This is a genomic window from Streptomyces sp. NBC_00490 (genome assembly GCF_036013645.1).
Taxonomy (GTDB): domain Bacteria; phylum Actinomycetota; class Actinomycetes; order Streptomycetales; family Streptomycetaceae; genus Streptomyces; species Streptomyces canus_F.
Genome location: NZ_CP107869.1, coordinates 9,955,270 through 9,982,129, shown reverse-complemented (window position 1 = coordinate 9,982,129; position 26,860 = coordinate 9,955,270). Strand labels below are relative to the sequence as shown.

Annotated in this window: 26 protein-coding genes and 1 pseudogene; 7 read left to right on the top strand and 20 right to left on the bottom strand. The window is 69.2% G+C overall.

Translation table 11 applies throughout. The features are described from left to right. The first annotated feature begins 239 nt into the window (after nucleotides 1-239). A complete protein-coding gene (locus OG381_RS45615) occupies nucleotides 240-743 on the top strand; it encodes a MarR family winged helix-turn-helix transcriptional regulator (protein WP_327721885.1) in 504 nt (167 codons plus the stop codon). Between the two features lie 252 nt (nucleotides 744-995). Then, a complete protein-coding gene (locus OG381_RS45610) occupies nucleotides 996-3,170 on the top strand; it encodes an ATP-binding protein (protein ID WP_327721884.1) in 2,175 nt (724 codons plus the stop codon). Nucleotides 3,171-3,281: 111 nt separating this feature from the next. On the opposite strand, the gene OG381_RS45605 is transcribed toward OG381_RS45610, so the two are convergent. From OG381_RS45605 to OG381_RS45595, 4 genes and pseudogenes are all read right to left on the bottom strand, one after another. Then, on the bottom strand, nucleotides 3,282-3,431 hold the full coding sequence (locus OG381_RS45605) for a hypothetical protein (protein WP_327721883.1): 150 nt from the start codon (nucleotides 3,429-3,431) through the stop codon (nucleotides 3,282-3,284). A 92-nt stretch (nucleotides 3,432-3,523) separates the two neighbouring features. Continuing rightward, nucleotides 3,524-3,688: pseudogene (locus OG381_RS45600) on the bottom strand (NAD(P)-dependent alcohol dehydrogenase); the annotation flags it as partial. A 112-nt stretch (nucleotides 3,689-3,800) separates the two neighbouring features. Next, on the bottom strand, nucleotides 3,801-4,025 hold the full coding sequence (locus OG381_RS49775; protein ID WP_443061995.1) for a 2Fe-2S iron-sulfur cluster-binding protein: 225 nt from the start codon (nucleotides 4,023-4,025) through the stop codon (nucleotides 3,801-3,803). A 146-nt stretch (nucleotides 4,026-4,171) separates the two neighbouring features. Then, entirely contained in the window at nucleotides 4,172-4,468 is a 297-nt protein-coding gene (locus tag OG381_RS45595; RefSeq protein WP_327722730.1) for a hypothetical protein, read from the bottom strand. A 212-nt stretch (nucleotides 4,469-4,680) separates the two neighbouring features. On the opposite strand from OG381_RS45595, the gene OG381_RS45590 reads away from it, so the two are divergent. Continuing rightward, nucleotides 4,681-4,848 (top strand): hypothetical protein, encoded by a 168-nt coding sequence (locus tag OG381_RS45590; RefSeq protein WP_327721882.1) that lies wholly within the window; start codon nucleotides 4,681-4,683, stop codon nucleotides 4,846-4,848. Between the two features lie 463 nt (nucleotides 4,849-5,311). Here OG381_RS45590 and OG381_RS45585 read toward each other — a convergent pair whose 3' ends face one another. After that, nucleotides 5,312-5,683, bottom strand: a complete 372-nt coding sequence (locus tag OG381_RS45585; RefSeq protein WP_327721881.1) for a MerR family transcriptional regulator — start codon at nucleotides 5,681-5,683, stop codon at nucleotides 5,312-5,314. Between the two features lie 26 nt (nucleotides 5,684-5,709). Further along, complete coding sequence (locus tag OG381_RS45580; RefSeq protein WP_327721880.1) at nucleotides 5,710-6,477, bottom strand: SDR family NAD(P)-dependent oxidoreductase; 768 nt, start codon at nucleotides 6,475-6,477, stop codon at nucleotides 5,710-5,712. Nucleotides 6,478-6,872: 395 nt separating this feature from the next. On the opposite strand from OG381_RS45580, the gene OG381_RS49770 reads away from it, so the two are divergent. From OG381_RS49770 to OG381_RS45570, 3 genes are all read left to right on the top strand, one after another. Then, nucleotides 6,873-7,214 (top strand): ribosomal protein L7/L12, encoded by a 342-nt coding sequence (locus OG381_RS49770; protein WP_443061994.1) that lies wholly within the window; start codon nucleotides 6,873-6,875, stop codon nucleotides 7,212-7,214. A gap of 71 nt (nucleotides 7,215-7,285) precedes the next feature. Further along, a complete protein-coding gene (locus OG381_RS45575; protein WP_327721879.1) occupies nucleotides 7,286-8,575 on the top strand; it encodes an MFS transporter in 1,290 nt (429 codons plus the stop codon). A 255-nt stretch (nucleotides 8,576-8,830) separates the two neighbouring features. Next, nucleotides 8,831-9,523 carry a DUF899 domain-containing protein gene (locus tag OG381_RS45570; RefSeq protein WP_327721878.1) on the top strand — a complete coding sequence of 231 codons (693 nt, stop codon included), beginning with the start codon at nucleotides 8,831-8,833 and terminating at the stop codon, nucleotides 9,521-9,523. Nucleotides 9,524-9,766: 243 nt separating this feature from the next. Here OG381_RS45570 and OG381_RS45565 read toward each other — a convergent pair whose 3' ends face one another. The 13 genes from OG381_RS45565 to OG381_RS45505 all read right to left on the bottom strand — a co-directional run bounded on the left by OG381_RS45565 (nucleotide 9,767) and on the right by OG381_RS45505 (nucleotide 24,161). Further along, nucleotides 9,767-10,189 (bottom strand): glycosyl hydrolase, encoded by a 423-nt coding sequence (locus OG381_RS45565; protein ID WP_327721877.1) that lies wholly within the window; start codon nucleotides 10,187-10,189, stop codon nucleotides 9,767-9,769. Nucleotides 10,190-10,281: 92 nt separating this feature from the next. Beyond that, nucleotides 10,282-12,564, bottom strand: a complete 2,283-nt coding sequence (locus OG381_RS45560) for an ATP-binding protein (protein ID WP_327721876.1) — start codon at nucleotides 12,562-12,564, stop codon at nucleotides 10,282-10,284. Nucleotides 12,565-13,339: 775 nt separating this feature from the next. After that, nucleotides 13,340-14,158, bottom strand: a complete 819-nt coding sequence (locus OG381_RS45555) for an SAM-dependent methyltransferase (protein WP_327721875.1) — start codon at nucleotides 14,156-14,158, stop codon at nucleotides 13,340-13,342. Nucleotides 14,159-14,396: 238 nt separating this feature from the next. Next, nucleotides 14,397-15,602, bottom strand: coding sequence for an acyl-CoA dehydrogenase family protein (locus OG381_RS45550; protein ID WP_327721874.1), 1,206 nt, complete (start codon nucleotides 15,600-15,602; stop codon nucleotides 14,397-14,399). A 1-nt stretch (nucleotide 15,603) separates the two neighbouring features. After that, nucleotides 15,604-16,560 carry a 3-hydroxyacyl-CoA dehydrogenase NAD-binding domain-containing protein gene (locus OG381_RS45545; protein WP_327721873.1) on the bottom strand — a complete coding sequence of 319 codons (957 nt, stop codon included), beginning with the start codon at nucleotides 16,558-16,560 and terminating at the stop codon, nucleotides 15,604-15,606. Next, nucleotides 16,557-17,303 (bottom strand): acetoacetate decarboxylase, encoded by a 747-nt coding sequence (locus OG381_RS45540; RefSeq protein ID WP_327721872.1) that lies wholly within the window; start codon nucleotides 17,301-17,303, stop codon nucleotides 16,557-16,559. The genes OG381_RS45545 and OG381_RS45540 overlap by 4 nt, the downstream gene beginning before the upstream one ends. Nucleotides 17,304-17,308: 5 nt before the next feature. Then, nucleotides 17,309-18,103 (bottom strand): crotonase/enoyl-CoA hydratase family protein, encoded by a 795-nt coding sequence (locus tag OG381_RS45535; protein ID WP_327721871.1) that lies wholly within the window; start codon nucleotides 18,101-18,103, stop codon nucleotides 17,309-17,311. Nucleotides 18,104-18,130: 27 nt separating this feature from the next. Next, on the bottom strand, nucleotides 18,131-19,300 hold the full coding sequence (locus OG381_RS45530) for a CaiB/BaiF CoA transferase family protein (protein WP_327721870.1): 1,170 nt from the start codon (nucleotides 19,298-19,300) through the stop codon (nucleotides 18,131-18,133). 136 nt (nucleotides 19,301-19,436) lie between these two features. After that, the gene (locus OG381_RS45525; RefSeq protein ID WP_327721869.1) at nucleotides 19,437-20,345 is read right to left on the bottom strand and encodes a LysR family transcriptional regulator; all 909 of its coding nucleotides are present in this window, start codon (nucleotides 20,343-20,345) and stop codon (nucleotides 19,437-19,439) included. Between the two features lie 339 nt (nucleotides 20,346-20,684). Next, nucleotides 20,685-21,248 carry a YcxB family protein gene (locus tag OG381_RS45520; protein ID WP_327721868.1) on the bottom strand — a complete coding sequence of 188 codons (564 nt, stop codon included), beginning with the start codon at nucleotides 21,246-21,248 and terminating at the stop codon, nucleotides 20,685-20,687. A 62-nt stretch (nucleotides 21,249-21,310) separates the two neighbouring features. Further along, nucleotides 21,311-21,751 carry a hypothetical protein gene (locus OG381_RS45515; protein WP_327721867.1) on the bottom strand — a complete coding sequence of 147 codons (441 nt, stop codon included), beginning with the start codon at nucleotides 21,749-21,751 and terminating at the stop codon, nucleotides 21,311-21,313. 246 nt (nucleotides 21,752-21,997) lie between these two features. Further along, on the bottom strand, nucleotides 21,998-23,494 hold the full coding sequence (locus OG381_RS45510) for a sensor histidine kinase (protein ID WP_327721866.1): 1,497 nt from the start codon (nucleotides 23,492-23,494) through the stop codon (nucleotides 21,998-22,000). Beyond that, nucleotides 23,481-24,161: a response regulator transcription factor gene (locus OG381_RS45505; protein WP_327721865.1), complete on the bottom strand. Its 681-nt coding sequence runs from the start codon at nucleotides 24,159-24,161 to the stop codon at nucleotides 23,481-23,483. Before OG381_RS45505 ends, OG381_RS45510 begins: the two co-directional genes overlap by 14 nt. Nucleotides 24,162-24,289: 128 nt before the next feature. On the opposite strand from OG381_RS45505, the gene OG381_RS45500 reads away from it, so the two are divergent. Beyond that, a complete protein-coding gene (locus OG381_RS45500; protein ID WP_327721864.1) occupies nucleotides 24,290-25,819 on the top strand; it encodes a glycosyltransferase family 39 protein in 1,530 nt (509 codons plus the stop codon). Nucleotides 25,820-26,514: 695 nt separating this feature from the next. On the opposite strand, the gene OG381_RS45495 is transcribed toward OG381_RS45500, so the two are convergent. After that, on the bottom strand, nucleotides 26,515-26,853 hold the full coding sequence (locus OG381_RS45495; protein ID WP_327721863.1) for a TfoX/Sxy family protein: 339 nt from the start codon (nucleotides 26,851-26,853) through the stop codon (nucleotides 26,515-26,517). Nucleotides 26,854-26,860 lie beyond the last annotated feature (7 nt).

The window sequence follows — 26,860 nt, the reverse complement described above, 5'->3', positions numbered from 1 at the left end:
TAACCCTGTGCCGCGGCACTGTTCGAACTCCACGTTCTGCGGTGCTCAGTCGGGCCCAACACTGCCCACACCGTGCGCTCACGAGGTCACCACATCGGGCCGGGCGACCCTCGCGCCCGTCCGATCCACCTGCCGGGGCGGCCAGCGGAACTCGCGGAGGAATCCAGTTCCAGCTCCGCTTGGGGCGGCTGGACGGCGCCACGCCACACGCTTCGAATTCGAAGCAGTAGACTTCGGTCATGCCTGATTCACCGCCGTCGCTCAACCCCGTGCAACTCGGCGCCTACTTCGACCTCATCGAGGTGACCAGCCTGCTCCGGCACGCGGTCGAGCAGCAGCTGCGCGAGGCCGGCGATCTCAGCTACGTGCAGTTCCAGCTGCTGGCCCGCCTCGGTGACTCCCCGACGGGCAGTCACCGCATGACCGACCTGGCCGACGGCGTCGTCTACAGCCGCAGCGGCCTGACCTACCAGGTGGATCTGCTCCAGAAGGAGGGTCTGGTCGTCCGCGCTCCCTCACCGGACGACGAACGCAGCATCACCGTCACCCTCACCGACGCCGGGCGTGAGCTGCTTGCGAAGGTGCTGCCGGGCCACATCGAGGTGGTCAGCGGCCTGCTGTTCGAGCCGCTTTCGCGCGACGACGTCGAAGCTCTCGCCGGCCTGCTGGCGCCGGTGCGCGACCACATGCGCTCGATGCCGTCCCGCTCGGCCGCGCCTCGCCGCCGCAAAGGCGGAGCATAAGGACTCGAGCCAGGCCACGCAGCGGGGGCGACGACACGTCCCGCTCGACGCCGAACCAAACGGAAGTGACGCGCGCGCCGAGGACAGGGACTGAGGCGCGTAACGCCCGGACGACATCGAGTCGATGCCGCACACATCCGAGTAGCGCCTCCTCTCCCGGGATGCTCGCCAGTGCTCGGCACCACTCACGTAGAAAGCGCTTCACCACACCGATCTTCGACGGCAGAATGGGCCTGACGAAAGGAACTCGGATTGGGAGCGGCGGGACTGGCGGACCGGCTGGCCGCGGCACGAGCCGGGGCGCTGGTGGGCAGGGAGCCGGAGCGGGCAGTGCTCGACCTGATGCTGTCGGGGGCGGCGCACGCTCCGCTCGTCGCCTACCTGCACGGCCCCGGCGGCATCGGCAAGTCCTCGCTGGTGCGCTACGCCGCCCAGCAGGCGGAACTCGCGGGCCGCCGCGTGGTCCACGTGGACGGACGGTTCCTCGACGCCGACCCGCGCAGGCTGGAGGAGGCCGCCGCCCCGGCGTGCACCGAACCCGGCACGGTGCTGCTCATCGACACCTTCGAGCAGTCTCAGCCCCTTGAGGCGTGGCTGCGCGAGACCTTCCTGTTGAGGCTCGCCGACCAGGCGATCGTGGTGGTGGCAGGCAGGACCGCCCCCGACGCCGAATGGTCGGTGGACCCCGGGTGGGCGCAACTGTTCACCGCACTGCCCGTACGGCCGCTCGATCCCGCCGAGTCCGACGCCCTGCTCGCCGCCAGAGGTGTTCCCGCCGAGCAGCGGGGCGCCTTCGTCGCCTTCGCGGGAGGCAGCCCGCTTGCCCTCTCACTGGCCGCCTCCGTGCCCCCGGCCGCGCCCGGCGCGCCGTGGTACCCCACCGGCGACACCCTGACGACCCTGGTCGAGCGGCTGGTCGGCGACCTGCCCAGCTCCCTCCATCGACGTGCCCTCGAAGTCGTCGCACAGACCTATGTCACCCGCGAGCCCCTGCTGCGCGCGGTACTGGGTGACGAGGACACCAATACGGTGTTCCCCTGGCTGCGCCAGCTGCCCTACATCGAGATCACGCCGGAAGGGCTGCACCCGCACGACGCGGTGCGGGCCACCCTCGAGGCCGACCTGCGCTGGCGGGACCCCGAGCGCTACGACGACATCCGCGCCCGCATCTCCCTCGCCGGCCTGGAAGCCGTACGCTCCGCCACCGCCGACGACGCGCTCTTACGAGTCGCGGAATGGATGTTCCTCTTCCGCGACCACGGCGGCCCGGACAACCTGTACAACTACCGGACGCACCCTCACATCGAGGACACTCCACTCCGGACCGACGACGCACCCGCCGTGCTGCGCATGGCCGAGGAAGCCGAAGGCCCGGCATCGGCAGCCGCGGTCGCGCACTGGCTGCGCCGCCAGCCGGAGGCCTTCCGCGTCCACCGCTACACCGGCTCCACCACACCTGTTTCGTTCATGGCCATCCTGCGGCTGGACGCACCGCTGCCCGAGGACCGCGCCGAGGACCCGGTCATCGCAGCGGTCTGGGACCTCGTGGAGACGGCCGCACCCCTGGGACCGGGCGAGCACCTGGGCATCCGCCGCTTCGCGGTGCAGCCCGGCGGGGGCCAGCGGCCCTCGCCCCTGATAGAACTCATCAGCCGGCGCACCCTCGCCGAAGAGATGAGGATCCACGGACGCGCGGTCACCTTCACCGTCTTCGAAGACGCCGACCTGTGGGGGCGCTACCTCGCCGAGGCCGGGATGCCGGAGGTCGCGGCCGTGGACGTCGGCGGCCTGCGACAGCATGTCTTCGGCCGGGACTGGCGACGGCAAGCGGTGGAACAGTGGGTGCAAGACCGGGCGCGCACCGCGGTCATGCCCCTGGCGACATGGCCCGCAATCGCCTCCGCGAGCGGCCCGGGCGATCAGCTGCCGCGCGCCGCGTTCGAGGAAGGCGTACTCGAGGCGCTGCGCAGCTGGCACACGCCGCGCGAATTCGCGACCAGCGTCCTGCTGCGCTCCCGTCTCGTGGCGCCGGGCTCACCCGACCCGGCCGCGGACCTGCGCGGCGCCATCACCACCGCGCTCGACGCGATACAGATCGACCCGGCGGGCGTCAAAGCCCACGAGGCCCTCACCACGACGTACATCACGGCTTCCCGCACCCACAGGGCCGCCGCCCGTCGACTCGGGGTGCCCTACGGCACCTACCGGCGGCACCTTGCCCTGGCCAAGGAACGCCTCATCGAACAACTGCTGCTGCGCCAGCCGGCCACAGATCCACACCGGAGGAGTGAGACCAGCGCGGTACCGCAGGGCAACGTCCTCCGCGACAAGCGCCTACTGCCACCCGTTGAGCCAAGTGCCACGGTCGTGGACTCACAGTCGGTGAAGGCGGACGCCACCGTCACCCACGCCTCGCGGGAGTTCTGAGTACTTCGGCCAGGCGGGGGTTCATGATCGCCCGTTGCGCGGGTCGACGAGCGTCTCCTCCACCATCGCCAGGCCCAGGCCCATCACGGTGCCGATGTCGAACACCCCGACCTACCTCGGCACCCACGTCTCGCCGGTCTCGGCATCGACCTTCACGTCGCAGAACGGCACACCGGAGGCGGCCTTCACCCACCGCTGGGCATCGAGCATGATCCGGCCGAGCCGCGTTTCCGATCCGACGACGGTCTCGACCTGCGGCACCTTCGCGCGCCGCAGAAGTGCCGAGCCATGCGCGTGCGTTGCCCGGCCCGCACGCCACGGCCCGGCCCGGCCCGGCCCGGCCCACCGTCTCTTCAGTCCAGGTCGGACATGTCGAGCACGAAGCGGTAGCGGACGTCGTTTCGCAGGAGGCGGTCGAGTGCCGTGTCCACCTGTGACGACAGGAGTAGTTCGATGTCAGCGGCGATGGTGTGGTCGGCGCAGAACTGAAGCATCTCGGCTGTCGGCAGGCGGCCTCCCCAATGGATCAAGGACCGCACGCATCTCGACTCCTGAAGGGGGACCTCATGCGCGCGTTGACATGACGGTCCATCACGACACCGTCCTTGTAGTCCTTGAGCACGAGGTCTGTCAGTTCTCTTCGACTACGAGATCCGCTGCCGGAACCGAGCTGCAGAGCAGGGCCTGCCCGTCCCGGGGCTCCACGAGCGGGTCGACAAGGTAGGCCGTCTGGCCATGGACGGTTGCCGCGCACGTTCCGCATACCCCGGCACGGCAACTGGCGGGGAGTGTGAGTCCCTGGTCCTGCGCCAGGTCGAGGAGTGTTCCCGACTCGGGATTCCACTTGGCGGTCACCCCCGATGGCCGCTAGGTGACCTGGAAGGGTCCCGCATGCGGTGCCGGGCGGGGGGTGCTGTCCGCGGTCCTCGGTGAGTAGAAGGCGTCGTACCGGATCGCGTTCGCAGGCACCCCCGCGGCCGGTATGGCCGACCTCATGTCCGTCACGAACCGGGCGGCCCGCACATGTGGACCTCGGTGGAGGCCGGATCGGTCAGGATGTCGGCGATGCGAGTGCCGTCAGGACGTCCGGGGCTGTGTTCCACTGCGGTGTCCTCGGGCCGGGGCCCGGTCACGTACAGGTGCAGGCGGGCTCGGCTCAACTGGGCAGCGGCTTGCTGAAGTTCGTCCCAGTGCGGAAGGCTTTCGCTGTCGCGGATGACGTGCACGAAGTCCACCGGGCGTTCGCTGCGGGCGGCCGCCAGGGCGTGGGCCATGTCGAGCGCCGGAGTGGTGCGGATGCCGGCTGTCAGGACGAGGAGGGGGCGGTTCTCCTCCGTGTCGATGACGGCATCCCCGAACGGGGCTGGTGACGAGGCCCTTTTCGTCCTCGCGAACGGCGGCCAGCCACGGTGACACGACGCCGTCCTCGCGGTGCTCCGCGGTGATGCGTGCGGGTCCCACGCCGGTGCGGCTGATGGTGTAGTTGCGCCATCCCGGATCGTCCAGGTCCGTGCGGTGCACCCGCAGGTACTGGCCGGGCCGTGCCGCCGCCAGCGCGGGGCTCGGGTCCTCGAACTCGATGCTCGTGGTGGCGGCGGTCGGCTGGGTCACCGAGGTCACCCTGGCCATCCGTGGTGCCGACGCCATTTCCTTCTGGCTCAGTCGCTGGCTCGCGTAGGTGAGCGCGCGGCGTGGGCCGAGGTACGCATGGTCGCCGATCTGGAGGCTTCCCGGCGTCCTGACCTGAGCGTAGGCCCCGCAGTGGAGGTGTCCGAAGTGGCGGGCGAGGATGCGCGGGACCGTGGCCGGCGGGCCCGACCCGTGTTCGTCGTTAAGCCCGCCCGCGCTAAGCCCGCCCGCACTCGGCAGGGCCTCGGTCAAGGCCGATCGCAGCGTGTCGACAGCGGCCGAGTCATTGGCCGGAGGGCCGCGAGCAGTTCGAGAAGCCCAGACAGACGGAACTCGGCGGAGTCGCACGTCGTCATCCGGCCCGCCTCTACCGGCCGGACGCCGAACGCGAGCATGTTCGGCCGGCGGATGACGTACCCAGTGTTCCGCTGGTGATTGGCCGAGACCCTGTCCAGTCGGGGGTGCCTCCTCTTGTTCCGCCCATTCTTCGCCCCCGGCAGTGAGACACCTGGTCAGGCCACTGGGCGGATCCGATCGCCGGTCTTCTCCCGGAGTGCCGATTCCAGCCGGTCGCGGGCCTCGGTCTGGGCGGCGATGCGTTCGTTGAGGACAGCCAGCCGTTCCCGCGCGACCCGTAGGCCCTCGATAGAGGGCGGTGCGGCAGCCACATCACCCTCCAGGCACAGCACGAACACGCGTACGTCCTCCAGGGTGAGCCCGGCCGCCAGCAGGTAGCGGATGTTGCGGACCCGCACCAGGGCCCGCTCGTCATAGACGCGGTAGCCGTTCACGGCGCGCTCCGAGGAGATCAGCCCGGCCTGCTCGTAGTGCCGCAGCGCACGAGCGGTCGTCCCCGTTGCCCTGGCCACCTCACCGATCCGCATCCCTTCCACCTCCCGGGCCACTCCTATCACGCCACCACCGCTCCGCCGTCCACGGGGAGTACCACTCCGGTGATGAACGACGCCGCCGGTGCGGCAAGTTGGGTGACCGCCCAGGCCACCTCCTCGGGTCGGCCGATCCGGGCCAGCGGGGTGTGCGCCAGTTGCCACTCCCGCAGTGCGGCCATCCGCTCCGGTGTCAGGCCCTGGTGCTCGCCAATGGGCGTCGCGATCGCGCCGGGGGCGACCGCCACCACCCGGACGCCGCGGGGCGCCAGCTCGACCGCCCAACTGCGGGTCAGCAGTTCCAAGGCGGTCTTGGTCGCCGCGTAGACCGAGTTGCCGGGCCACGCCCGCTGTCCCACCGACGTAGTGACATTGACGATCACTCCGCCAGACGTCTCCAAGAGCGGCAGCGCGGCCTGGGCCAGCAGAGTGGGGGCGACGAGGTTCGTGGAGAGCTGAGTCTTGATCATCTCCAGCGTCAGCGTGCCGAGGGCTCCGCTGCTCACGATGCCGGCGTTGTTGACCAGCACGTCCAATCGGCCGTATGTCTCCCACACAGTCTGGATGATCTGCTCGGGCGCACTCTCGGCGGTGATGTCGACGGGCAGCGCCATGATCCGGTCGTTGTCGGCAGCGGTCTCTTTGAGCGGCTCGACCCGCCGCCCGATCGCCACTACGTGCGCGCCCTCGGCGGCGAAAGCACGAGCGATGCCCCGGCCGATCCCGGTGCCGGCTCCCGTGACGACGACGGTTCTGCTGCTCTGCGGTGCGATGCTGTTCATGCCGGACATCGTTCAACCCTGCCGCCAGTGGCAAGGTCAAGCACCTTGCCGCGTACACCCGGTCAACAGATCGCCGGGAAAGGGGAACCTCCGGACCCTGGCCTGCGCGGCGAACCACAGCCCCTTGCGCAACACGGTGATCCCGCCGTACGGGCCGCGGCGCTGACGGCCGAACTCCGCCTTCAAGGGCGGGTAGGTGCGGCACAACATCGCTCGCAGCTCCCCGCGAGGGTGCACAAGCTCTTGACTCTCATCAGCGGCCCGAACGATCTGCTCAGGTGCGATCAGTTTCGGTCTCATGCCTTCCCTGAACCAATGACGTTGACGCCTGAGAGCCGATCCGGGCAGCATGGCCTGATGGGGCGTAGTGGTGGTCTGTCCACCAGGCGGTACGGCTGCGTCCGATGGGGGGAATGGTGGAGGATCCTGACTTCGACGTGCTCCTGTCCTCAAGCGGCGATCGCGGGATCGACCTTGTCCAAGCGGTTCGCTCAGTAACCGGGCTGAGCGCATGGCGAAGCAAGCAGCTGCTTGAAGCCGCCCCGACGACGGTGGTCGACCAGACATGGTTCGAGGCCGCGACGGAAGCGATGAGACGCCTCAACGCAGCCGGTGCTCGAACTGCCTTGTACTGCAGGTGGTGTGAGCGGGTCATGTCTCTGGAGGACTGCCCAGTGGATGCCGGCCCGTGCTCGTCGCCCTTCTTGTCCCCGGACGGATGCCCCGCAAGCCGACCGAGAGCTTGATTCCTGCTCCCCTTGGGGCACTGGTCTCGCAGCCATCGTCGGCCGGTGATCTTCGCTGATACGGTCCGATCATGCCGCGCCTGGTGCAAGTCCCTGGGTACGTACGCTTCTTGACCGCCTCGGCTGTGTCTGCGCTCGGTTCTCAGGTCACAGGGCTGGCGTTGCAGATCCTTACCGCCGTGGTGCTGAGCGCATCCGCCACCGAGGTCGGCATCGTCAATGCCGCCCGCTGGGTTCCGTATCTGCTTTTCGGGCTCATAGCCGGGGTCGTGGTGGACCGCTGGCGGCGCAAGCCGATGATGGTCGCCACCGACCTCGCAAGGGCAGTCCTGCTCGGTGTGATCCCGGTGCTGTATGCGCTGGATCGGCTCAGCATCACCGCGCTGTGCATGTTCGTCTTCGCGTTCGGGGTGCTGTCCTTGCTGTTCGAGGCGGCCAACCAGTCGTACGTGCCACAGCTGGTACCAAAGGAGCTGCTCAGCGCGGGATACGCCCGTCTGCAACAGGCCGACGCGGTGGCCGGCTCGACCGGCCCGCTGATCGCCGGAGCACTGATCAAAATCATGGGAGCGCCGCTTGCCGTGCTGGTGGACGCCCTGTCCTATCTGATGTCCGGCCTGCTGCTCGCTTCGGTGAAGGCACCCGACACTGTCCCCGATCGAGGCGCACGGCGCAGCCTGGGCAACGAGCTGCGCGAGGGCGTGGCCTGGGTCTACCGGCATCGCACGCTGGCGTCCATCGCCCTGACCTCGCACGCGATGCTCCTGTTCAACAGCATGGTGAGCACGGTCTTCGTGGTCTTCGCCCTGCATCAGCTCAAGATCGGGGAGTTTGGTCTGGGGGTCACCTACGCCTTCGCGAGTTTCGGCGTGATAGTCGGCGGTGCGCTCTCCGGGCGCGTGGCCAGAAGGCTGGACGTCGGCGCCACTGTGATCGCCTTCCGCCTGCTCGCCGCCGTCGGCTGGCTGCCTTTGGTTCTGGCCGAGCGGGGACTGTGGGCGCTTGCTTCCGTGTCGCTCGGCTTCTTCCTCGTGTCTCTGGCCATCGGCATCGAGAGCCCGGTGGAGATGAGCTACCGCCAGGCGGTGACACCCGACCGGCTGCGAGGGCGGATGAACGCAACGATCCGCTCGATGAACTGGGGGATGGTAGCGGTGGGGGCGCCGCTGGGCGGAGTACTCGCCGACCAGGTCAGCTATCGCTTCGCCCTGTGGATCGGACTGTCCGTCGCAGTCACCCAGGCACTCGTGCTGACGTTCTCTCCCACCCGCAGGGCCCGTACCGCCGACGAACTCGATCCCTCGACAGCTGACCCGACACGGCACGGCGCACAAGCCGCTGCCGGGGACAGCAAGGACTGATCAGCTCGCGATGGCTTTCGGGGCCCGAGTGACAAGCGGTGCCAGCTCCCCCGCACGGACCCACCTTCCAGTAGCCGTCATGGCCCACGACATCGAAGCGACCGGCCTGCGAGCGCTCGGGAAACGGGGACACCGCCGCTCAGCCGGCCCGGCAACGCGAGCGCCGAAGGGGGCGGCTCGGTCCGATGAGTTCCGGGGCCCGGTGGGGTCTACCTCTGCACGAGCGAAAGCTGCACACGAGTTCTGTGAGGGACCATGACCACCCACGCACTACCACCCGTCGTCGACGCCGCATCGTGGGAGCGCCAACTCGAGGCGCTGCGTGCCCGGGAGAAGGCCGCGACGCGGGAGCTTGACGCCATCGCCGCCGAGCGTCGTCGCCTGCCGATGGTCGAGATGCCCGACTACACCCTGGAGGGCGAGGACGGCCCCGTTCGGCTGGCGGACGTCTTCGAAGGCAAGAGGCAACTGATCGTCTACAACCACATGTGGTTCGCCGGCAAGGACTGGCAGTGCCCGGGCTGCACGGGCTTCACCTCGCAGTACACCCGGTTGGAGTTCCTGGACAACTACGATGCGCGATTCGTCATCGTCACCCAGGGCCCGATCAAAGAGGCACTCGCCTACCGGCAGCGCGTCGGCAACCAGATGACGTGGTACTCGACTGCCAACAGCTCCTTCGGGGCCGACGTCGGTGCACCGCCCGACGCAGGATTCGCGGTCAACGTGTTCCTGCGCGACGGCGACACCGTCTATCGCACCTGGCACACCAACGGCCGGGGCACCGAACAGCTCAGTCACACCTTCCCGCTGATCGACCTCCTGCCGTACGGACGGCAGGAGGAATGGCAGGACTCGCCCGAGGGCTGGCCTCAGTCGCCCACCTACAGCCGGTGGGCGACGTCCAAGGACATCGCTGCGCTCTATGGCCCGGGCGCCGGCGGCTGAACAATCTGCATCACCGCCGGTGAACGGGTCAACTCGGCTGCGGCGGCCGCTATCGCGCTACGGCACCGTCGGCCTCGCCCAAGCCCGGCAACTCGCCGCGCTCCCCCGCGGCGACGACGGCCGCCCGCTGGACACCGAGAACGCGCTCGTGGCTGTCTTGGCCGACCCCGTTCTCTCAAGGTGAGTGGACGCAGCCCGCCGGATGGGCCCGGTGCACAACCGGGCCCGTCCGGACGCCGGACCCTAGTACCAGCCGGTGCAGGTGATCGCCGTGTTGTACCCGGAGTCCCCGCAGGCCCGCATGAGGTAGCCGTTGGCGTCCCTCCAGGCTTCGGTGTGCACGCTGGTTCCCGCGTCGATCTGGCGCCAGCCCAGCTGCGGCTCCCAGGTCCTGCCGCCGTCGTGACTGCGGTCGACCCAGACGTGCATGCCGACGGCGCCGTTGGTGACCCGGCCCCAGGCGCAGGTGCTGTTCCCGGAGCCGTTGTACCTCAGCTCGAAGAGCTGACCCCTGGCTCCGACCGCCGAACGAGCGGTCCCGGTCACCGGACTGGTGCTGCAGCCGTCCGCGGCAGCGGCGGTCGTGGCAGCTCCGGACATGGCCAGCAGTCCCGTGGTCATGGCCAGCGCCGAGACGGTGGCCGCGACCTTCGTGTTCATGCGCATGTGGCGTGTTCCCCCTTGGGAGCCTCGAGGCTCTCGTGGTCGGTTTCGGCTTGCGTGAACCATCCTGCTGTCGGGTCATCAGGGGGAACAGTTCACGGACCGTCCATGCGTGAACGGTCCGCCGGAAGCCGATCGAGCTGTCGCTGCACCTCCTCGGCCTCCTGGTCACGGCCCTGCCGCCGGTACAGGTCGCGGGCTTCGCACCACACCTCCCGAGCCTGCTCGTGCCGACCGAGGGCCGCGTGCGGATGGCCGATCCGCTCGAGCGTGTCGGCGGCCTCGTAGAGGTTGTCGAGGTCGCGGTACAGGCTGAGGGCCTGGCGGTAGTGCTCGACGGCGTCGAGGTGGCGGCCGCTGTGGTGGTCGATGTACCCGAGGCTGTCCAGGGTCTGCGCCTGCCCGTTCACGTCCTGGTGCTGCCGGTACAGGGCGAGGGCGGCCTGGCAGTGCCGGCGCGCGGTGTCGTCGGCTTTGCCGGAGCCGGGCGCTTCGCCGAGGAGCGCGGTGTACCAGCCCACGGCGTTGAGTGCGTTGGCCTCCGCGATCGGCTGGTCCAGGCCGCGGTAGAGGTCCAGTGCGTGCCTGGCGTGCTCCAGCGCCCGACGCCCGTCCGGCCAGATCGACGCGAGCGTGTAGTGCGCCTGGGCCTGGAGGGCGCGATCTTCTTGCTCCTCGCTCAGGGCGAGGGCCTGGTTCAGGGCGTCGATCGCCTCCTGGTGGTGTCCGAGCACGACGTGCGCGCGGCCGAGGAGCCGGTGGGTGAGGATCTGGGCGCCGGGATCGGGAAGCCGGCGCGCGGAGTCGACCGCGATCCGCCATACGGCGAGCTGGTCCTGGCGGTGTCCTCGCCGGTAGTGGTAGTCGTTCAGCGTCCAGGCCAACTGCCATGCCGTACGGTGCCACGCCTGCGTGACGGCGGTGCGCTGTGCGGCGAGCAGGTTGCGGTGCTCGGTGTCGAACCAGTCCATCGCCGCGGGGATGTCGGGCAGCGCCGGAGTCGGGCAGGCGGGGTCCAGCGGTCCGAGCTCGATGGGCTCGCGGTGGGAGTCCAGGAGTCGGGCGGCTGCATGCGCGGTGTGCGTGTAGTAGGCGAGGACTCTCCGCAGCGCCGTGCTCCGTGCCTCGTCGGCCGGGGCATGGGCGGTGGTGGCGTAGCGCCGGATCAGGTCGTGCATGCGGTACCGGCCGGCTGCGTCCCGGCTGATGAGCGAGGCCTGTTCCAGCCTGCGCAGGACGGTCCTGGTCCGGATCAGGTCGCAGCCGGTGAGGCTGGCGACTGCCCGTAGGCCGGTGTCGGGTCCGGGGGCGATCGCGAGCAGCCCGAAGACCTCGGCCTCCTCGTCGGTCAACGCGCGATGGGACGACGAGAGCACGGCGGGCAGGCTCGCCGCGGGGTCGGCGTCGTCGAGTACGTCGAGGGCGTCGTCGCGCAGTTCGTCGGCGAGCTCGGCCAAGGACAGGTGCGGATGGGTGTGGGCCCGCCCGGCCATGATGCTCAGCGCCAGCGGGAACCCGCCGCACAACCGGATGAGTTCACCCACGGCCGCTGGTTCGGCTTCGATACGTGCCGTGCCGAGCCGGGCGACGAGGAGCGCGCGGGCCTCGGTGTCAGGCAGTGTATCCACGGACAGCAGGTGGGCACCGTGCCCGGTGATCAGGCCCGACAGCCGGTTACGACTGGTGACCGCCACGGCGCAGCTGTCGCTGCCCGGCAGCAACGGGGCGACCTGGGCGGTGTCGACAGCGTTGTCGAGCACCAGCAGCATCCGCCTGTCCGCCACCATGCTGCGGAACAACGCCGCCTGCGCGTGCGGGGCGACGGGGATGCGGTCGGGCTCGACACCCAACGCGTCGAGGAATCCGCGTACGGCCACGGCCGGATCCATCGGATCGCTGTCGGGACTGAAGCCACGTAAGTCGACGAAGAGCTGCCCATCGGGGTAGCGGTCGGCGTTGCGGTGCGCCCAGTGCAACGCCAGCCACGACTTGCCCACTCCGCCGGCGCCGGCGATCGCGGAGACGACCACGGTAGGCGCCTCGCCCGAACCGGCCCGCATCGCGGCGTCCAGCAGGTCCAGTTCCTCCAAGCGGCCCACGAACGGCGCGGGCGGGGCGGGCAGTTGGCGCGGCACGGGGACGGTCGAGGGTTCCGCCGTGCCCGCCGCCGCGGCCAGCAGTTCATCCAGTTCCGCCGATCGCAGCTCGAGCGCCGTGGCCAATTGCCGCACCGACGCGAGCTGGGGGTTGCGGCGTCTGCCGGTCTCCATGCCGCGGATCGTGCTGACCGAGACGCCGGAACGCTCCGCCAGCGCCTCCTGGGTCAGCCCCGCGCGCAACCGAAACCGCCGAATCGCCGCAGCGAAATGATCTCCCACAGGAACCTTCCTACCAGGGAGATCAGCCACGCGTGGCCGGTTCGACGGCACCGGCACCGCCCCCGCACACGACCTCGCACGGGCCTGCCGGATGAGCAGCCCGGGAGCGTGGACCTGCGCAAGGGTGACCGCATGGTGGTTCACGCTCAAGCGAGCCCTCTGCCGACGAACCCGGCCCCGCACGCCTTCGGCTACTGACCCGCTGACTCCGGCTCAGGATGAAGCTCTCGGTAGCGCTGTTGCACCGCGGTCTCACGGCGAACCCCGGGGGTCCGAGCCGACGTCCAGACGCCTGCTGAAACTGCAGGAACGGCATACCGGCCGATGAGGGGCGATCGGGCATCGTCAAAGGTGGGTGTTGGCGAGAATAGGTAAATGGATGAGTCGGACGTGTTCACTGGTCGCGCCATGGACCACCCGGTGTGGTGCTCTTCCGCGCATTGCACCGCGCCAGCCCGTTATGCCGTCGATGAGTGGGCCTACGAGGAGTTCGTGGAATCGGATGCATATCGCGGTAGGTACGAGTATGCCTCCCAGCGGTGGGAGATCCCTCCCCACGCCGGCTTCCATCCACTCTTGGAGCAGTTCGTGCACGAAGCCACACTGACCGCTCAACTCACCCAATTCGCGGCGACGCCCTGGCTCAACGACGCCTACTTCAGCGTGTATGCAGGCGAAGAACGGCTCTTGTCCATCAGCGAGGTATGGGTGCAGAGAATCTTGGGAGGGGTCTTGTCACGACTGCAGGGCACCGAAGGGGACAGCAGCGCCATTACTAGGCCTTCCGGGCCAGCCCGGCCGCGATGAGATGTTCCCAGACCGTGAGTTCTCTCCTTTGACCGATGTCCCGTGGGCTTTCGGTGTCATCGGGACGCCACAAGGACGCGGGAACGATCCCTGGGTCGAGGATCTCCAGGCCGTCCAGCAGGGAGGCGATCTCCGCTTCGGTGCGCCACCGACCGCGGCCGAACGTCTGCTGGAGGACCGCCTCGGCCTCCACGGTCTCCGGGTTGTTGCCCGAGCGGAAGTGGCTGATGAAGAAGTAGCTGCCCGAGGGTACGTGCTGGCGCCAGTAGCGGACGATACCGGCCGGGTCCTCGTCATCGTTGACGTGATGGAGGATGGCGCTGAGGATGACAGCCACCGGTTGAGCGAAGTCGATGAGTTCGACGGTATCCGGGTGCGTGCGGATGCCTTCGGGATCACGCACATCGCCCGGGACGACGCGGGTGCGTTCGTTGCTCTCCAGCAGTGCCCGGCCATGCACCAGGACTTGGGGATCCTTGTCGACGTAGACCACCCGGGACTCGGGGGCGTGCCGTTGCGCGACTTGGTGAACGTTGTCTGCCGTCGGCAGGCCACTGCCCAGGTCGACGAACTGCCGAATGCCGGTGGTCCTCGCGATCTCTCTGACCGCCCGGGTCAGAGCCGCGCGATTGGCAAAGGCAATGGCCACCGAGCCGGGCAGGTCGCGCTTGAACACGTCGCCGATCTCACGGTCCACGGCGTAGTTGTCCTTGCCACCGAGCAGGTAGTCGTAGACGCGGGCGATGCTGGGCTTGGTCGGGTCGATGGAGGAGCCTTCGTACGTCATGGCGGTCATTCTTCCCGTCAACATCACCTGCGCACCCCCGTTTTGAGCTCTTCCAGTCACTCGAGCCTTGACCCGAGGGCATCAGCCTCAGCCGTGTCTCAGGTCGATGGCCCAACCCGCTCCCGGCAGCGCTCCGAAGAGGGAAAGGTTCCGGACAGCGGACCGGCCCCAGGTCCATGACCTGGGGTCGGTGGGTGGGGGCGGGACTCGGACGTCGTTGCGGCCGGGGCTCGCCGGCTCAGACGAAGGCGCTCTGGCCGGTGATCGACTTGCCGACGATGAGGGTGTTCATCTCGCGGGTGCCCTCGAAGGAGTAGATCGCTTCGGCGTCGACGAAGAAGCGGGCGATGTCGTGGTCGAGGAGGATGCCGTTGCCGCCGAAGATCTCACGGCTGCGGGCCACGACCTCCCGCATCCGCGCGGTGACGAACCCCTTGGCCAGGGCGGAGTGTTCGTCGTGGAAGATGCCTGCGTCCTGGAGGCGGGCGAGCTGGACCAGCATGCCCCAGGAGGCGGTGATGTCGCCCAGGCTCTTGACCAGCAGGTCCTGCACGAGCTGGAAGCCGCCTATGGGGCGGCCGAACTGGCGGCGCTCCCGGGCGTAGTCCAGGGCCAGTTCGTAGGCACCGATCATCACGCCGAGCGCCTGCCAGGCCACTCCGGCGCGGGTCGCGCGCAGGATCTCGGCCACGTCCCGGAAGGAGTCGATGCGCTGGAGCCGGTTCGCCTCCGGCACCCGGACGTCGGTGAGGGTGATCTCGGCGTTCTCCACGATCCGGAAGGCGATCTTGTGCTCGATCTTCACCGGGTCGAAGCCGGGCGTGCCCTTCTCGACGACGAAGCCCTTGACGTGGTTGTCGTCGACGTCCCGCGCCCACACGACGACGAGGTCGGCGAAGGTGGCGTTGCCGATCCACTTCTTGGCGCCGTTCAGGACCCAGGTGTCGCCCTCGCGGCGGGCGGTGGTGCGCATGCCGCCGGCGACGTCGGAGCCGCCGAGCGGCTCGGTCATCGCGAACGCGCCGATCCTGTCCATCGCGGCCATTCCCGGGAGCCAGCGGTCGCGCTGCTCCTGGTCGCCGCCGGAGAAGATCGAGTACATGGCCAGCCCGTTGTGGACGCCGAAGAAGGTGGACACCGAGGCGTCGGTGCGGGCCATCTCCATCGCCAGCGTGCCGCTGAGCAGGTTGCTGACCGTCGGCCGGTGCTCGCCGTAGCCCTCGTAGGGCAGTCCGGCCAGGCCGCTGTCACGGAACAGGGTGATGAGTTCCCGGGGGAACTCCCCCTTGGCCCAGTTCTCGTTGACGAGCGGCCTGACCTGCTCGCGCAGGAGGGTGCGGGCCTTGAGGAGGATCTTGCGCTCCTCGTCGGGGAGCAGCGACTCGTAGTGGTAGAAGTCCGCGGTGAGTTCGTCGGTGAGGGGGCCGACAGGGGTGGTGGTCATTTCAGTTCTCCTCCTTGGGGGCGGTCGTTCCGGTGGTCTTGGACAAGGCGTCCAGGACCGCCAGTTGCCTGCGGTCGCGTGTCTCGGAGAGCTCCGCGTACGGGGCGGAGCCGTACGCCTTCTCCACGGCGCTGATGAGCCGTTCCTGCGCGTCGGCGTCCGGTGCGGGGCCGTCCGTCAGGCGTTGCATCGAGGCACCGATGTGCTCGACGAGGTGCCGGTAGCCGCCGGGGCCGCCGCCCAGGTGCGCGCCGAGGAAGGGTCCGACCGTGGCCCAGCGCAGTCCGAGCGAGTCGGTGACGACCCGGTCGAGGTCCTCCGGTGTCACCACGCCCTGCTGGACGAGGGAGACCGCCTCGCGGCTGAGGGCGTTCTGGATACGGTTGCCGACGAAGCCGGGGATCTCCACGCGTTCGACGACCGGGGTGCGGTCGAGGAAGGTGTAGAAGTCGACCGCGGCCCGCACGGCGTCCTCGCCGGTCCGTGCGCCCGGGACGACCTCCACCAGTGGGAGCAGGTGCGGCGGGTTGAAGGGGTGACCGATCAGGACGCGGGCGGCGGCCTCGTCGGGCAGCTGCGCCGTGAACGCGGTCGAGGGGATCGCCGAGGACGAGCTGAGCAGTAGCGCGTGGGCGGGTGCCTCGCGGGCCAGCGTGGCGAACAGCTCCCGCTTGAACTCGGCCCGTTCCGGGCCGTTCTCCTGGACGACGTCGGCGTCCCGGACCGCTTCGGTGACGTCGGCCGCGATCCGCACGCGGTCGGCGAGACCGGTCACGTCCAGGCCGCGGGCGGCCAGGTGCGGGGCGTACCGGGTCAGGGCCTCGGTGACGGCCTCGTCCAGGTCCGGGCGCGGGTCGCTCACCCGGACGGTCAGGCCGTGCCCGGCGAACAGGGCCGTCCAGGACAGTCCGATGGTTCCGGCGCCGACGACGGCGGCTGTGCGGAAGGCACGCGTCATGACGTGACCCCCTTCAGGTAGTCGTGGACCGGCTCGACGCCGTTCAGCGTCAGGTCGGTGAGGATGTGGCTGGCGGAGACGACCTCCAGCACGGGGAGGTCGGCCAGGGGGGCGAGGGCGTGCTCGAAGAGCTGGAGCCGGGCGGGCCCGGTCCAGGCGCCCTTGACGGTGAGGTCGGTGATGCGGGTGCGGACGAGTTCCTGCACGCGCGGCGAACCGTCGTAGCCGGGGACGGTCTTGAGCATGAACGTGGGTACGCCGATCTGTGCCTCGGCCTCGCTCCGGTCCAGCTCGTGGTGCTTGTAGCCCATGGTCGCGGTGGCGACCCGCAGGGTGCCGTGGTCGAGGGTGCCGACCAGGGCGCCGGAGTCGACGTACAGCGCCGGGGAGCCGATCACCTTCGGGTAGGCGGCGACCTCGCGGCCGGAGGCGGTGGCCGGGAAGTTGTCGAGGTACATCGCGTGCAGGTACTCGCCGCGCTCGCCCTCGAAGTCGACGGCGATCGCCTGGCCGGCCTCGGTGTAGGGGCCGTACCCGGTGACGTCGCCCATCCTCATGACCTCGAACCGGACCAGCGGCTCGGTGGTCCGCAGGGGTTCGGGGACGACGGCCCGCAGGGCCTCGGGGTCGGTGCGGTAGACGATGTTGAGGTACTCGCGGTCGGTGAACCTCGGGACCGTCGGCGCGTACGCCGGACTGGTGAGCGGGGTCGTGACGTGCCGTCGGACGTCCTGTTCCCTCATCGCGCTCACCGTCCCGTCCAGCGCGGCGGGCGACGCTCGGCGAAGGCGGTCATGCCCTCGCGTACGTCGTGTGAGGCCATCAGGGACTTCATCAGCGTGCGCTGGAAGGCGAACGCCTCGGCGTCCGGGGCGCCGTCGGCGGCACGGACGACCTGCTTGACGGCCGCGAGTGCGAGCGGGGCGTTGTCCGCGACCCGTTCGGCCAGCCGCAGGGCTTCGTCCACGGCCCCTCCCCGGCCGGTGACCCGGTTGGCCAGGCCCAGGTCGCCGGCGCGGCGGCCGTCGACGGGCTCGCCGGTCAGCAGCAGCTCCATGGCCAGGTGGTGCGGGACGCGCTGGGGCAGGCGGATCACGCCGCCGCCCGCGGCGATCAGACCGCGCCCGACCTCGGGCAGGCCGAACCGGGCGTCCTCGGCGGCGACGATCAGGTCGCAGGCCAGGGCCAGTTCGAACCCGCCGCCCAGAGCGAAGCCCTCCACGGCGGCGATCAGGGGCTTGCCGGGCTCCGCCTCGGTCAGACCGCCGAAGCCGCGGCCCTCGATCTCGGGCGACTCACCGCGCAGCGCGGCCTTGAGGTCCATGCCGGCGCTGAAGGTGCCGCCCGCGCCGGTCAGGACGCCGGCCCGCAGCGCGGGGTCGGCCTCCAGCGTGTCGAGGGCCGCGGCCAGTTCGGCGGCCACCGCCGCGTTCACGGCGTTGCGGGCCTTGGGGCGGTCCAGGGTGATCAGCAGGGTGGAGCCGATCCGTTCGGTGCGTACGACGGGGGGTGCGGGGGCGGTAGGAGTGGTGGGGGTGCTCATCGTGCTTCTCCTGTCTTCCTGTCCCGGTCAGCGGGCCGTGGTTTCGAGTTCGGCGAGGACCTCCGCGGTGTCCTGGCCGGCGACCGGTGCCAGGCGGCGGATCGAGCCGGGCGTGGCGGAGAAGCGCAGCGGGATGCCGATGGTGCGGACCGTGCCCTCGGTGGGGTGCTCGGCGGTGTCGAGCAGGTGGCCGTCGCGGATGTAGGGGTCCTCGTGGGCGCGGTCGAGTTCGAGCACCGGGGCCATCGGAATGCTGTGCTTGGCGCACACCTCCGCCCATTCGTCGGTGGTCAGGGCCGGGGCGCAGGTCTCCAGGAGCGCGGCCACGTCCTCGTGGTCGGTGCTGTCGATGGCCTCGCCGTTCACCCGCGGGTCCTCGGCGAGGTCCGGGCGTCCGGCGGCGGTGAAGAAGTCCCGGTAGTTGTGGGGGTTGTACGGCATGACACAGGCCAGGCCGTCCTTGGTGCGCACCGCCTTGTGGCCCTTGAGCATCGACAGCGCGAACCCGGTGGGGCCGGTCTCGGGCACGTGGGTGTGACCCGCCAGGTGCTCGACCAGGTTGAACGCGATCAGCGTGTCCGTCATGGGGATCTCGACGAGCTGGCCCTGCCCGGTGCGGTCGCGGTGCAGCAGGGCGGCGAGCACGCTGTAGGCGATGGTCAGCGAGGAGACCTTGTCGCCGATGATGGTCGGCAGGTAGACGGGCTCGCCCAGCGCGCGGTCGGCGATGTCGACCAGTCCGGAGGCGGCCTGCACGGTCTCGTCGTAGGCGGCGTTGCCCGCACGGTCGGAGTCGCCGCGGAAGCCCTGGGCGTGCGCGTAGACGAGCCCGGGGTTGCGGTCGGCGATGTCGTCGTAGGACAGGCCCAGGCGGTGCAGTGCTCCGGGCCGCATGTTGGTGATCAGCACGTCCGCGGTGTCGATCAGCCCCAGCGCCTGCTCCCGCTCGGTGTCGTCCTTGAGGTTGAGCTGGACGCTGCGCTTGTTGCGGTTGACGTTGAGGTTCAGCGGGGTCATGCCCGGTGTGGTGCGGTAGTGGCCGACGCGGACGGTGTCGGCCGGCGACTCGATCTTGATCACGTCGGCGCCCAGGTCACCGAGGATCTGGGCCGCGTAGGGGCCCATCACCACGGTCGAGAGGTCGATCACGCGTACGCCGTTCAGCGGTCCTGCGACAGTTCCCTCAAAGTCCGTCATCGTTCTCCCTTTCTCTTGCCCGACCAGATACATCCATCTGCGTGTATCTAGAAACTAAATTAGCAAGGGGGCGCGGAGAACGGAATGATCATGATGCGAAAAGCGGTGTGACCGCAGCGGTCACACCGTCGGACACTTAACGACTCAGCGGCTCAGCGAAGATCTCACGGGCCGGGGCCACGAGTTCCTCCAGGTCACCGCCGTCGGTGCGGTCCTTGCGCCAGAGGAGTCCGGTGACGAGCCGGGGATCGAAATCACAGAAGGGGACGACGGCCACGTTATCCAGAGCGTAATTCCACATGGGACTTTTGGAATTCAACATGGAAACGGTGAACGCAAATCCACCGGAAACTATTTCCGAAACTCCCTCATAGGCAGTGGCACTCAGTTCGATGCGTTTCTTGACGCCGAGGTCGGACAGCTGCCGGTCCAGCCGGCGGAAGAAGACGTTGGCCATGGCCGCGGGAGGAGCCGCGTAGGGCAGGTCGGTCAGCTCCGCCGGCGCGATCGCGGCGCGCCCGGCGAACCGGTCCGCGGGCACGACCGCGCCGAGCCGCTCCGACATCACCGGCAACTGCTCCAGGGCGGGGTCGCTGACCGGCAGCCGGGCCAGGGTGAGGGCAAGGCGGCCGTCGCGCACCGCGTCGACCAGCAGGTCGCTGGCACCGGGCCAGCGCTTGACCTCGAACCGGTCGCGGACCCGTTCGGTGAGAGCGTCGATCCGCTCCCGCAGGTCCGGATGGATACCGCTGGGCACACCGAGCAGCACGGTCGCCCGCCCGGGCCGGGTCGCCTCGTCCAGCCGCCAACGGATGGACTCAACCTGCTCCAGGACACCGAGCGCGACCGGCAGCAGCGCGCTTCCGGCCGGGGTGAGCGCCACATGGTGGGTATCGCGGTCGAACAGCCGGTGTCCGAGCGCCCGCTCCAGGTCCTTGATCCGCCGACTCAACGGCGAGACCGCCATGTGCAGTGTGCGGGCAGCGGTGGAGTAGTTGAGTTCTTGGGCGACGGCGACGAAGTAGCGCAGGTGCAGGAGCTCCACGGCGTCCACCCTAACCGCCGCCTGCGTGCGGACGTGCTCTCGGGCCGGACCGTGGGCTACTCCATCGACTCGCGTAGGAAGTCCCGCCTCGCGGCTCGCAATTCCGGTCCCTAAAGTTCGTGTTCCGGTCCCTAAAGTTCGTGTGGATCGAACGTGCCTACCACCGTCGGGCAGACACACCTGACCAGATTGGCCCTGTCGAGTACGAGACCATCATGACCCCACCCGCAGCACTGACAGTCCCGCGCGGCGGGCACCATCCGGCCGCTGCGGTCGCCGCCGTGCGCGGGTCGTCCGCAACACTCCGCCGCCCACCCCGCGCAAGGCTCGTACTGGCTGTCACGCGCGAGGGGTGTACTGGTCCAGGATCGCCCGCAGCCGCTCAAGGTCCCCAGCCTCACGCGCGCCCCGCTTGGGCAAGACGTCGAGGCACAGGATGTTGGGATCCCGACTGAGCAGGACAAAGTGACCTGCAGTTTCCCGGTAGCCCTGGAAAACGGACCATTTCTGGATCAGTGTGCTGTGCTCGGTACGGCAGGTGATCCCGGCCGCAGACACGGTGGCGCGGTACTCGCCCTGCCATCCGACGAGCCGCTGCACATGTGCGGCTTGAAGCCGCGGGTAACCCCACAGCAGCAAGACGCCCAACAGGAGCAGCACCGTCGGGAACATCTCGACACTGCCGCGGGCGACAGTGACGAGCAGCCATTGTCCAACCAACAGGAAGAGGACTGCACCCCGCAGTAGTGGCCCGGCTCGCTTGATCCGCTCACGGACCCGCAGGGCGACCAGGGTGTCGGCGGACTGGGGCCGGTACACCAGTTCAACTGCGGTCCGCTCATCCACGACATTGTCAGAGGCTTCCGTATTGTTCGTGCCCTGGTCGCTGTGGCCTTCGGCCATGGTCCCTCCCGGTAAAAGACATGCGGATCACAGGAACTGGGGTTCGCGCTGAGATGCAAAGGTCAGGGGCACAGGCCCTTGTCGGAGTTGTAGTAGATGTCGATCGAACCGCTCCAGGTCATGCACAGGCCCGGCTTGGGCAGGTCCTTGTACACCGGGCCGGCGAAGGTCGTGTAGGAGCCGGCGTCCGTCGCCGGGGTGCTGCTGGTCGGCCAGGTGTCCAGGGTGACCTCCATGAACACGCGGGCGCCGGGCTTGTTGCGCACCGTGACGGCGCACCACTGCTGGTCGGCGGAGCTGTAGGCCACGTAGGTGGTGGCGGCCACGGTGGTCCGCGAGGAGTTGATCGGGGTCGAGGTGAAGACCTCGTACCCGCTGCCGCACGCCCCGTTGTAGGCGCCGGCAGTGGCGGCCGAAGCCGGGGCGGTCGCGGCGAGCGTGCCACCCAGGGACAGGACGGCGAGAGCGCCGGCGGTGGCTGCCTTGCGACGGATCGACTTCATGGTGTTCCCCCTGTTGGTGTGGCGGGACGGCCGGTCGTTGCCGTCCACGCAGAGTGAGACCAGGCAGGCCCCCTGACAGTTGTGGGCCTTGTTGTCGCAGTCCTGTCACCGCTGTCACAAGGGCCGTTACAACCACCAAGGCCACCAACCGCTCGGCTCGCTCGGTTCACACCGCCGCTTCAAGTCGACCGCAGCAGCCCGGAGTTGGGGTCTTCCGGTGGCGAAGGTCGGCTGCGGCGAAGTGCGTCACTTCTCGCCCGGGGTGGGCGCTCGAGGAAGGCGTAGCTGGAAGCATGCTCCGAGGGTCCGGGGGGTGAGGGTGAGGGTGCCTCGGTGGCGGTGGGCCAGGTCGCGGGCGATGGCGAGACCCAGACCGGTGCCGCCCTGGTCGCGAGAGCGGGCGTCGTCGAGCCGGACGAAGCGTTCGAAGATGCGCTCGGCGTCCTCGGCGGGCACGCCCGGTCCGTCGTCGTGCACCGTGAGGACGACCCAGGCGTCCTGGTTTCGGACGGTGATCTGGATGCGGTGTGCGGCGTGGCGGGCGGCGTTGTCGATGAGGTTGCGCACCAGCCGTTCGTATTCGTCGGGGATTCCGTGTGCGTGCGCGGGGGTGGTGCTGTCGCAGGCGAGGGTCAACGGCCTTTCGGTGAGGGGGTATTGCTCGGTCAGCCGGGAGGCGAGGGCTGTCAGGTCGACGGTTTCGGGGCTGGTCGCAGGGGTGCGGGTGTCGAGGCGGGCGAGGAGCAGCAGGTCCTCGGCGAGGGCTTGGAGGCGGCGGGTCTGTCGTGCGGCGGTGGTGGCCGCGGCAGGCCAGTCGGTGCGTTCCGGGTAGGCGAGCGCGACTTCCAGGCTGGCCAGCAGTGTGGTGAGGGGGCTGCGTAGTTCGTGGGCGGCGTCCGCGACGAAGCGGCGTTGCTGCGCGGCGGCGTCGTCGAGGCGTTGGAGGGTGCTGTTGATGGTGGTGGCCAGGGCCGTGATCTCGCGTCCCGTGGTGGCGGGGACGGTGACGCGTTCGCGGGGGTCGCTCGCGGTGACCGAGGCGGTGAGGACGCGGATGGCTTCGACCGGCCGCAGCGCGATGCGCACGGTGACGTAGGCGATGGCGGCGATCAGCACAAGGCCGACGAGACCGGCCCGCAGCAGCAGGTCGTCGGTGGTGCTGACGATCTCCTCGGCTGTGTCCGGAAGCACCACCACATAGACCCGCAGCGTGGCGCCGGCGGAGACGCCCAGGGCGGCGGCCCGGTCCTTGCCCAGTTCACCGGCCCAGATGTCGTTGTACAAGACCAGGTAGGTCTTGCCCGCCAAGTCGTATCCGTACTCGGGGTGGTAGTCGCGACGCTCCGGTATGCGAAGGGGCCGCATCGTGTATCCCCAGCCGTCGCCGTCCGGAGTCGGGGCAGAGCGCGCGGGTGGGGCGGGCAGCACATGGCGGGCGCGGGGATCGAAGTCCTGCATGGCTCCGCCGGAGGCGACAGCGGTGGGCCGGCCGGTCGCGACGACCTCGTACGGCGCGGCGCTTCGGGGACCGGGAACCGAACCGCCCCTCAGCTGATCGACGAGAGCGGCGAGAGTCCGCTCGGCACGTTCTTCGGCGATGGTCATGCTCTCGCGGTAGACCTCCTGGTGCACCCACCAGCCAATGCCGGCCAGGACGACGGCGGCGGCCAAGGCGGCGGCCAGGGCCGTGCGGACGCGTACCGAACGCGGCCACCACCGGCGTCGCGGCTCAGTCGCGTTCACGGTCGTCCACCAGCCGGTAACCGGTACCCCGTACGGTCTGCAGGGACTGCCGGTCGAACGCGGCGTCCACCTTCTTGCGCAGCGCACTGACGCGCGCCTCCACCAGGTTGGGATCCCAGGCTTCGTCGGGCCACGCGTGATAGAGCAGATCCGTTTTGGAGACCGCCTGGCCCGCCCGGCGGGCCAGCAACTCCAGCACGGCGAACTCCCGGGGCGTGAGGTCCACCCGGACCCCGGCCCGGCGGCAGACCCGGCCGGCGACATCCAACGAGAGATCGCCCACGGCAAGGACCGGCGGGGCGACCGTGGCGGCTCGTCGGACCAGGGCCCGCAGCCGTGCGACGAGCACCATGTAGGAGAAGGGCTTGGCCAGGTAGTCATCGGCCCCGGTGTCCAGGGCCTCTGCCTGATCCCAGTCCCCGTCCTTGGCGGTGAGTACCAGGATGGGAGTCGCGTTGCCCTCCCGGCGCAGTTGGGCGCAGACCTTGTAGCCGTTGAGTCCGGGCAGCATCAAGTCCAGTACGACAAGGGCGTATTCGCCCGTCCGGGCCATCCACAGACCCTGTCGGCCGTCATGGGCGAGGTCGACACTGTAGCCCTCGGCGGTCAGACCGGTGTGCAGGGTGTGGGCAAGGTCGACCTCGTCTTCGACCACCAGAATGCGCATGCGGTGCAGCCTCGCACAGCGCCGAGCCACCTTCCTGATCGGCCGGTCAGGTTGGATCAGCAACCGGTCAACAAGGTCCGGGCACGGTGGCGGAATATCTTCGCCACTGCTGAAAGGCCCTGTCGCCGATGCCCGTTGATGAACGCGCGCCCGCCCTGGCCAGGACGGTCTCTCCTCCCCTACCCGCCCGTCGACCAAGACCGAACCCGGACAAAGCCGTTGTCGTCATCGCGCCCTTGTCGCTGACCATCGCTCTGGGGCTCTGGGGCATCCGCAGACAGAACACCATGTGGGGAGACGAGTCCGTCACCTATCAGCTCGCGCACCGCGATCTTTCACAGATATGGCACACCGCCCAGCATATTGACCTGGTCCACGCCCTCTACTACGCCGTGATGCACGAGCTCTTCGATCTCTTCGGCCCAGGGCTGCTCACGTTGCGGCTGCCGTCCGTACTGGCGATGTCCGTGGCGGCGAGCGGAGTCGGGCTTCTGGGGCTACGCCTGGCGGGGCCCCGCGCCGGGCTGCTGGCCGGGCTGGTGTTCCCGCTGCTTCCCCAGGTACAGAAGTACGCGCAGGAAGGCCGCTCGTACGCCATGGTCTGTGCCTTGATCACCTGGGCCACCTATGCGCTCGTGGTCAGTGTCCCGCATCGCGCCAGGTGGCGGTGGGCGGTCTACGGCTCCACCATGCTGCTGGCCTGTCTGCTCCATGAGTTCGCGGTCCTCGCCCTGGTCGCACACGGCGTCACCCTGGTCGTCTCACGTGTTCCGCGACCGGTGCTGAGAGCGTGGAGCGTGGCTGCTGCGGGCGTCGTGGCCGGGCTGTTGCCGCTGGCGATCTGCAGTGCGGGGCAGTCGGGGCAGGTGTCCTGGATCGGCGGACCCGTGCGGCTTCGCTATCTCCTGGTCGTGGCGGTCGTGGGCATGGTGTGTGCCCGAGCACCTCTGGGAGTGAGAGGGCCCGTGCGGCTTTCCGCACTGGCTCTGCCGATTCTTGTGCTTCCAGGGCTTATGCTGCTGACGGCCTCACTGGTCAAGCCCCTTTTCGTCGACCGGTATGTGCTCTACAGCAATATCGGAATCGCCCTACTGCTGGGCGCCTGGATGGATCACTTCCACCGGCGGCGGCGGTCTTCCCGCATCGCGTGGATCGCGGCGATTGCCGTACTGGCCGCGCTCGTCCCGCCGAGCCTGTCGCTGAGGACGCCCCAGAGCCGAAGCAATGACGCCACAGCCATCGGCGCCGCCGTACGCGAGGAAGGCCGTCCCGGCGACGGGGTGCTCTACCTCACCGGCCAGCACCGGATCTTGGCCGCGGCCAATCCCGAGGACACCCGTTTCCTGACAGATCTCGCCCTGGCACAGGACGCCGCCTCGTCGAACACCCTGGCCGGTGTCGAGCTTCCCGCCCAGGAGATAGCGGCACGCATACTGGAATTCGACCGGATCGTCGCGGTCCGCGCGACGGCTGCGCACTCGCCGGCCAGCCCGCGGGAGGAAGCGAAAACAAGCACCTTGCGGCGCAACTTCCGCGAGTACCGAACAACCCACGTCAACGGGGCGCGGATCACCGTCTATGTCCGAGAGCACGGTCATGTCCCGCGGGGGACTCCGTTGGCGAAATCGGCGGTGTCCATGCGGGGCTCGGGCGGCTGAAGCGGGAAGTGCTGGAGCTGGCGGGTGGGGTGACGGACAGTCAGGCGTCGGTTCGGACGAGGTTGAGAGCGGCAGCGGTGAGCACGCTTTGAAGGCGCGTCTTGTTCAGGCCGATGCAGCGGCTTCTGTGCAGGCCGCAGCGGCCCACCCCTTGGGCGATGGTGCTTTTGACGCCCGGGGCGGGTGGCGTAGTGCCGCTGCCGTTGGTCGGTTTCCTGGAGTCGGCGCCGGGCGCGGATCGCTTCGTGTTCCACCTGTGGGGCCCGGGCGGGTTTGCGTGGCTCGGTCGTCGAACGGGTGCATCGGACGCCCGGGGCCGGCGGGGAGCCGACCAGGTGCGGACGCCGGTGGCGACGCTGCAGCGCTGCGGGGCACCGAGGTCCCCACGGCGATACACAAGGCTGGTGCGAGAGCTCCTGGTTCGGCCAGCCTGGCGGCCGCTCCGCTTGCAGCTGTTCTGCGTAGGCCTGCTGTCGTTCGGCGAGGTACCCGGCCGCCACGTCGACAAGGGTGATCTCCATGGCGGTGCGGTCGCGGCCCGCGGTCGCGTCGACACGCGCCAGCAGCTGGCGGACTTGTAGAAGTCGCTCGAGGCGAGGGCATCCTCCAGGCGGAAGAAGGGCTCTCGCCGTATCCGGGTCTGGTCCTCCAGCCAGCATTCCGCGTGGCGGCGGCAAAGGCCACGCAGGGCCGTGTCAGCCGCCGGCGCTTACCTTCGTGTTGTAGTCCAGCGCTTCGTTCAGCCAGAAGTTGAATGCCTGGTCCGATGCAGTGCCGTCCTCGTCGACGACGATCCAGCCCTTGCTCATCTTGTGGCCACGCATCTCCGGCCAGCTGGCACCTTCGCGCTCGAGCAAGGCCTCGATTCTGTCCGGATCGCAGCGGACCATGAGCTGACCGCCGGCGTTCGCGGTAGCGGCGATCTTGCCGTTGACCATGAAGCTGAGCCCGCCGAACATGCGCACCTCGCGCACCTGCGTCACTCCCGCAAGGGCTTCACGAATGCGGTCTGCGAGCTCCCTGTCGTACGCCATGAGTCAC

Excerpts from the sequence above, each read along its gene's own strand:
- OG381_RS45545 (WP_327721873.1), bottom strand. The coding sequence starts at position 16,560 with ATGACGCGTGCCTTCCGCACAGCCGCCGTCGTCGGCGCCGGAACCATC.
- OG381_RS45500 (WP_327721864.1), top strand. The coding sequence starts at position 24,290 with ATGCCCGTTGATGAACGCGCGCCCGCCCTGGCCAGGACGGTCTCTCCT.
- OG381_RS45495 (WP_327721863.1), bottom strand. The coding sequence starts at position 26,853 with ATGGCGTACGACAGGGAGCTCGCAGACCGCATTCGTGAAGCCCTTGCG.
- OG381_RS45570 (WP_327721878.1), top strand. The coding sequence starts at position 8,831 with ATGACCACCCACGCACTACCACCCGTCGTCGACGCCGCATCGTGGGAG.
- OG381_RS45530 (WP_327721870.1), bottom strand. The coding sequence starts at position 19,300 with ATGACGGACTTTGAGGGAACTGTCGCAGGACCGCTGAACGGCGTACGC.
- OG381_RS45540 (WP_327721872.1), bottom strand. The coding sequence starts at position 17,303 with ATGAGGGAACAGGACGTCCGACGGCACGTCACGACCCCGCTCACCAGT.
- OG381_RS45565 (WP_327721877.1), bottom strand. The coding sequence starts at position 10,189 with ATGCGCATGAACACGAAGGTCGCGGCCACCGTCTCGGCGCTGGCCATG.
- OG381_RS45555 (WP_327721875.1), bottom strand. The coding sequence starts at position 14,158 with ATGACGTACGAAGGCTCCTCCATCGACCCGACCAAGCCCAGCATCGCC.
- OG381_RS45505 (WP_327721865.1), bottom strand. The coding sequence starts at position 24,161 with ATGCGCATTCTGGTGGTCGAAGACGAGGTCGACCTTGCCCACACCCTG.
- OG381_RS45520 (WP_327721868.1), bottom strand. The coding sequence starts at position 21,248 with ATGGCCGAAGGCCACAGCGACCAGGGCACGAACAATACGGAAGCCTCT.
- OG381_RS45535 (WP_327721871.1), bottom strand. The coding sequence starts at position 18,103 with ATGAGCACCCCCACCACTCCTACCGCCCCCGCACCCCCCGTCGTACGC.
- OG381_RS45615 (WP_327721885.1), top strand. The coding sequence starts at position 240 with ATGCCTGATTCACCGCCGTCGCTCAACCCCGTGCAACTCGGCGCCTAC.
- OG381_RS45580 (WP_327721880.1), bottom strand. The coding sequence starts at position 6,477 with ATGTCCGGCATGAACAGCATCGCACCGCAGAGCAGCAGAACCGTCGTC.
- OG381_RS45515 (WP_327721867.1), bottom strand. The coding sequence starts at position 21,751 with ATGAAGTCGATCCGTCGCAAGGCAGCCACCGCCGGCGCTCTCGCCGTC.
- OG381_RS45585 (WP_327721881.1), bottom strand. The coding sequence starts at position 5,683 with ATGCGGATCGGTGAGGTGGCCAGGGCAACGGGGACGACCGCTCGTGCG.
- OG381_RS45550 (WP_327721874.1), bottom strand. The coding sequence starts at position 15,602 with ATGACCACCACCCCTGTCGGCCCCCTCACCGACGAACTCACCGCGGAC.
- OG381_RS49770 (WP_443061994.1), top strand. The coding sequence starts at position 6,873 with ATGGGGGGAATGGTGGAGGATCCTGACTTCGACGTGCTCCTGTCCTCA.
- OG381_RS45575 (WP_327721879.1), top strand. The coding sequence starts at position 7,286 with ATGCCGCGCCTGGTGCAAGTCCCTGGGTACGTACGCTTCTTGACCGCC.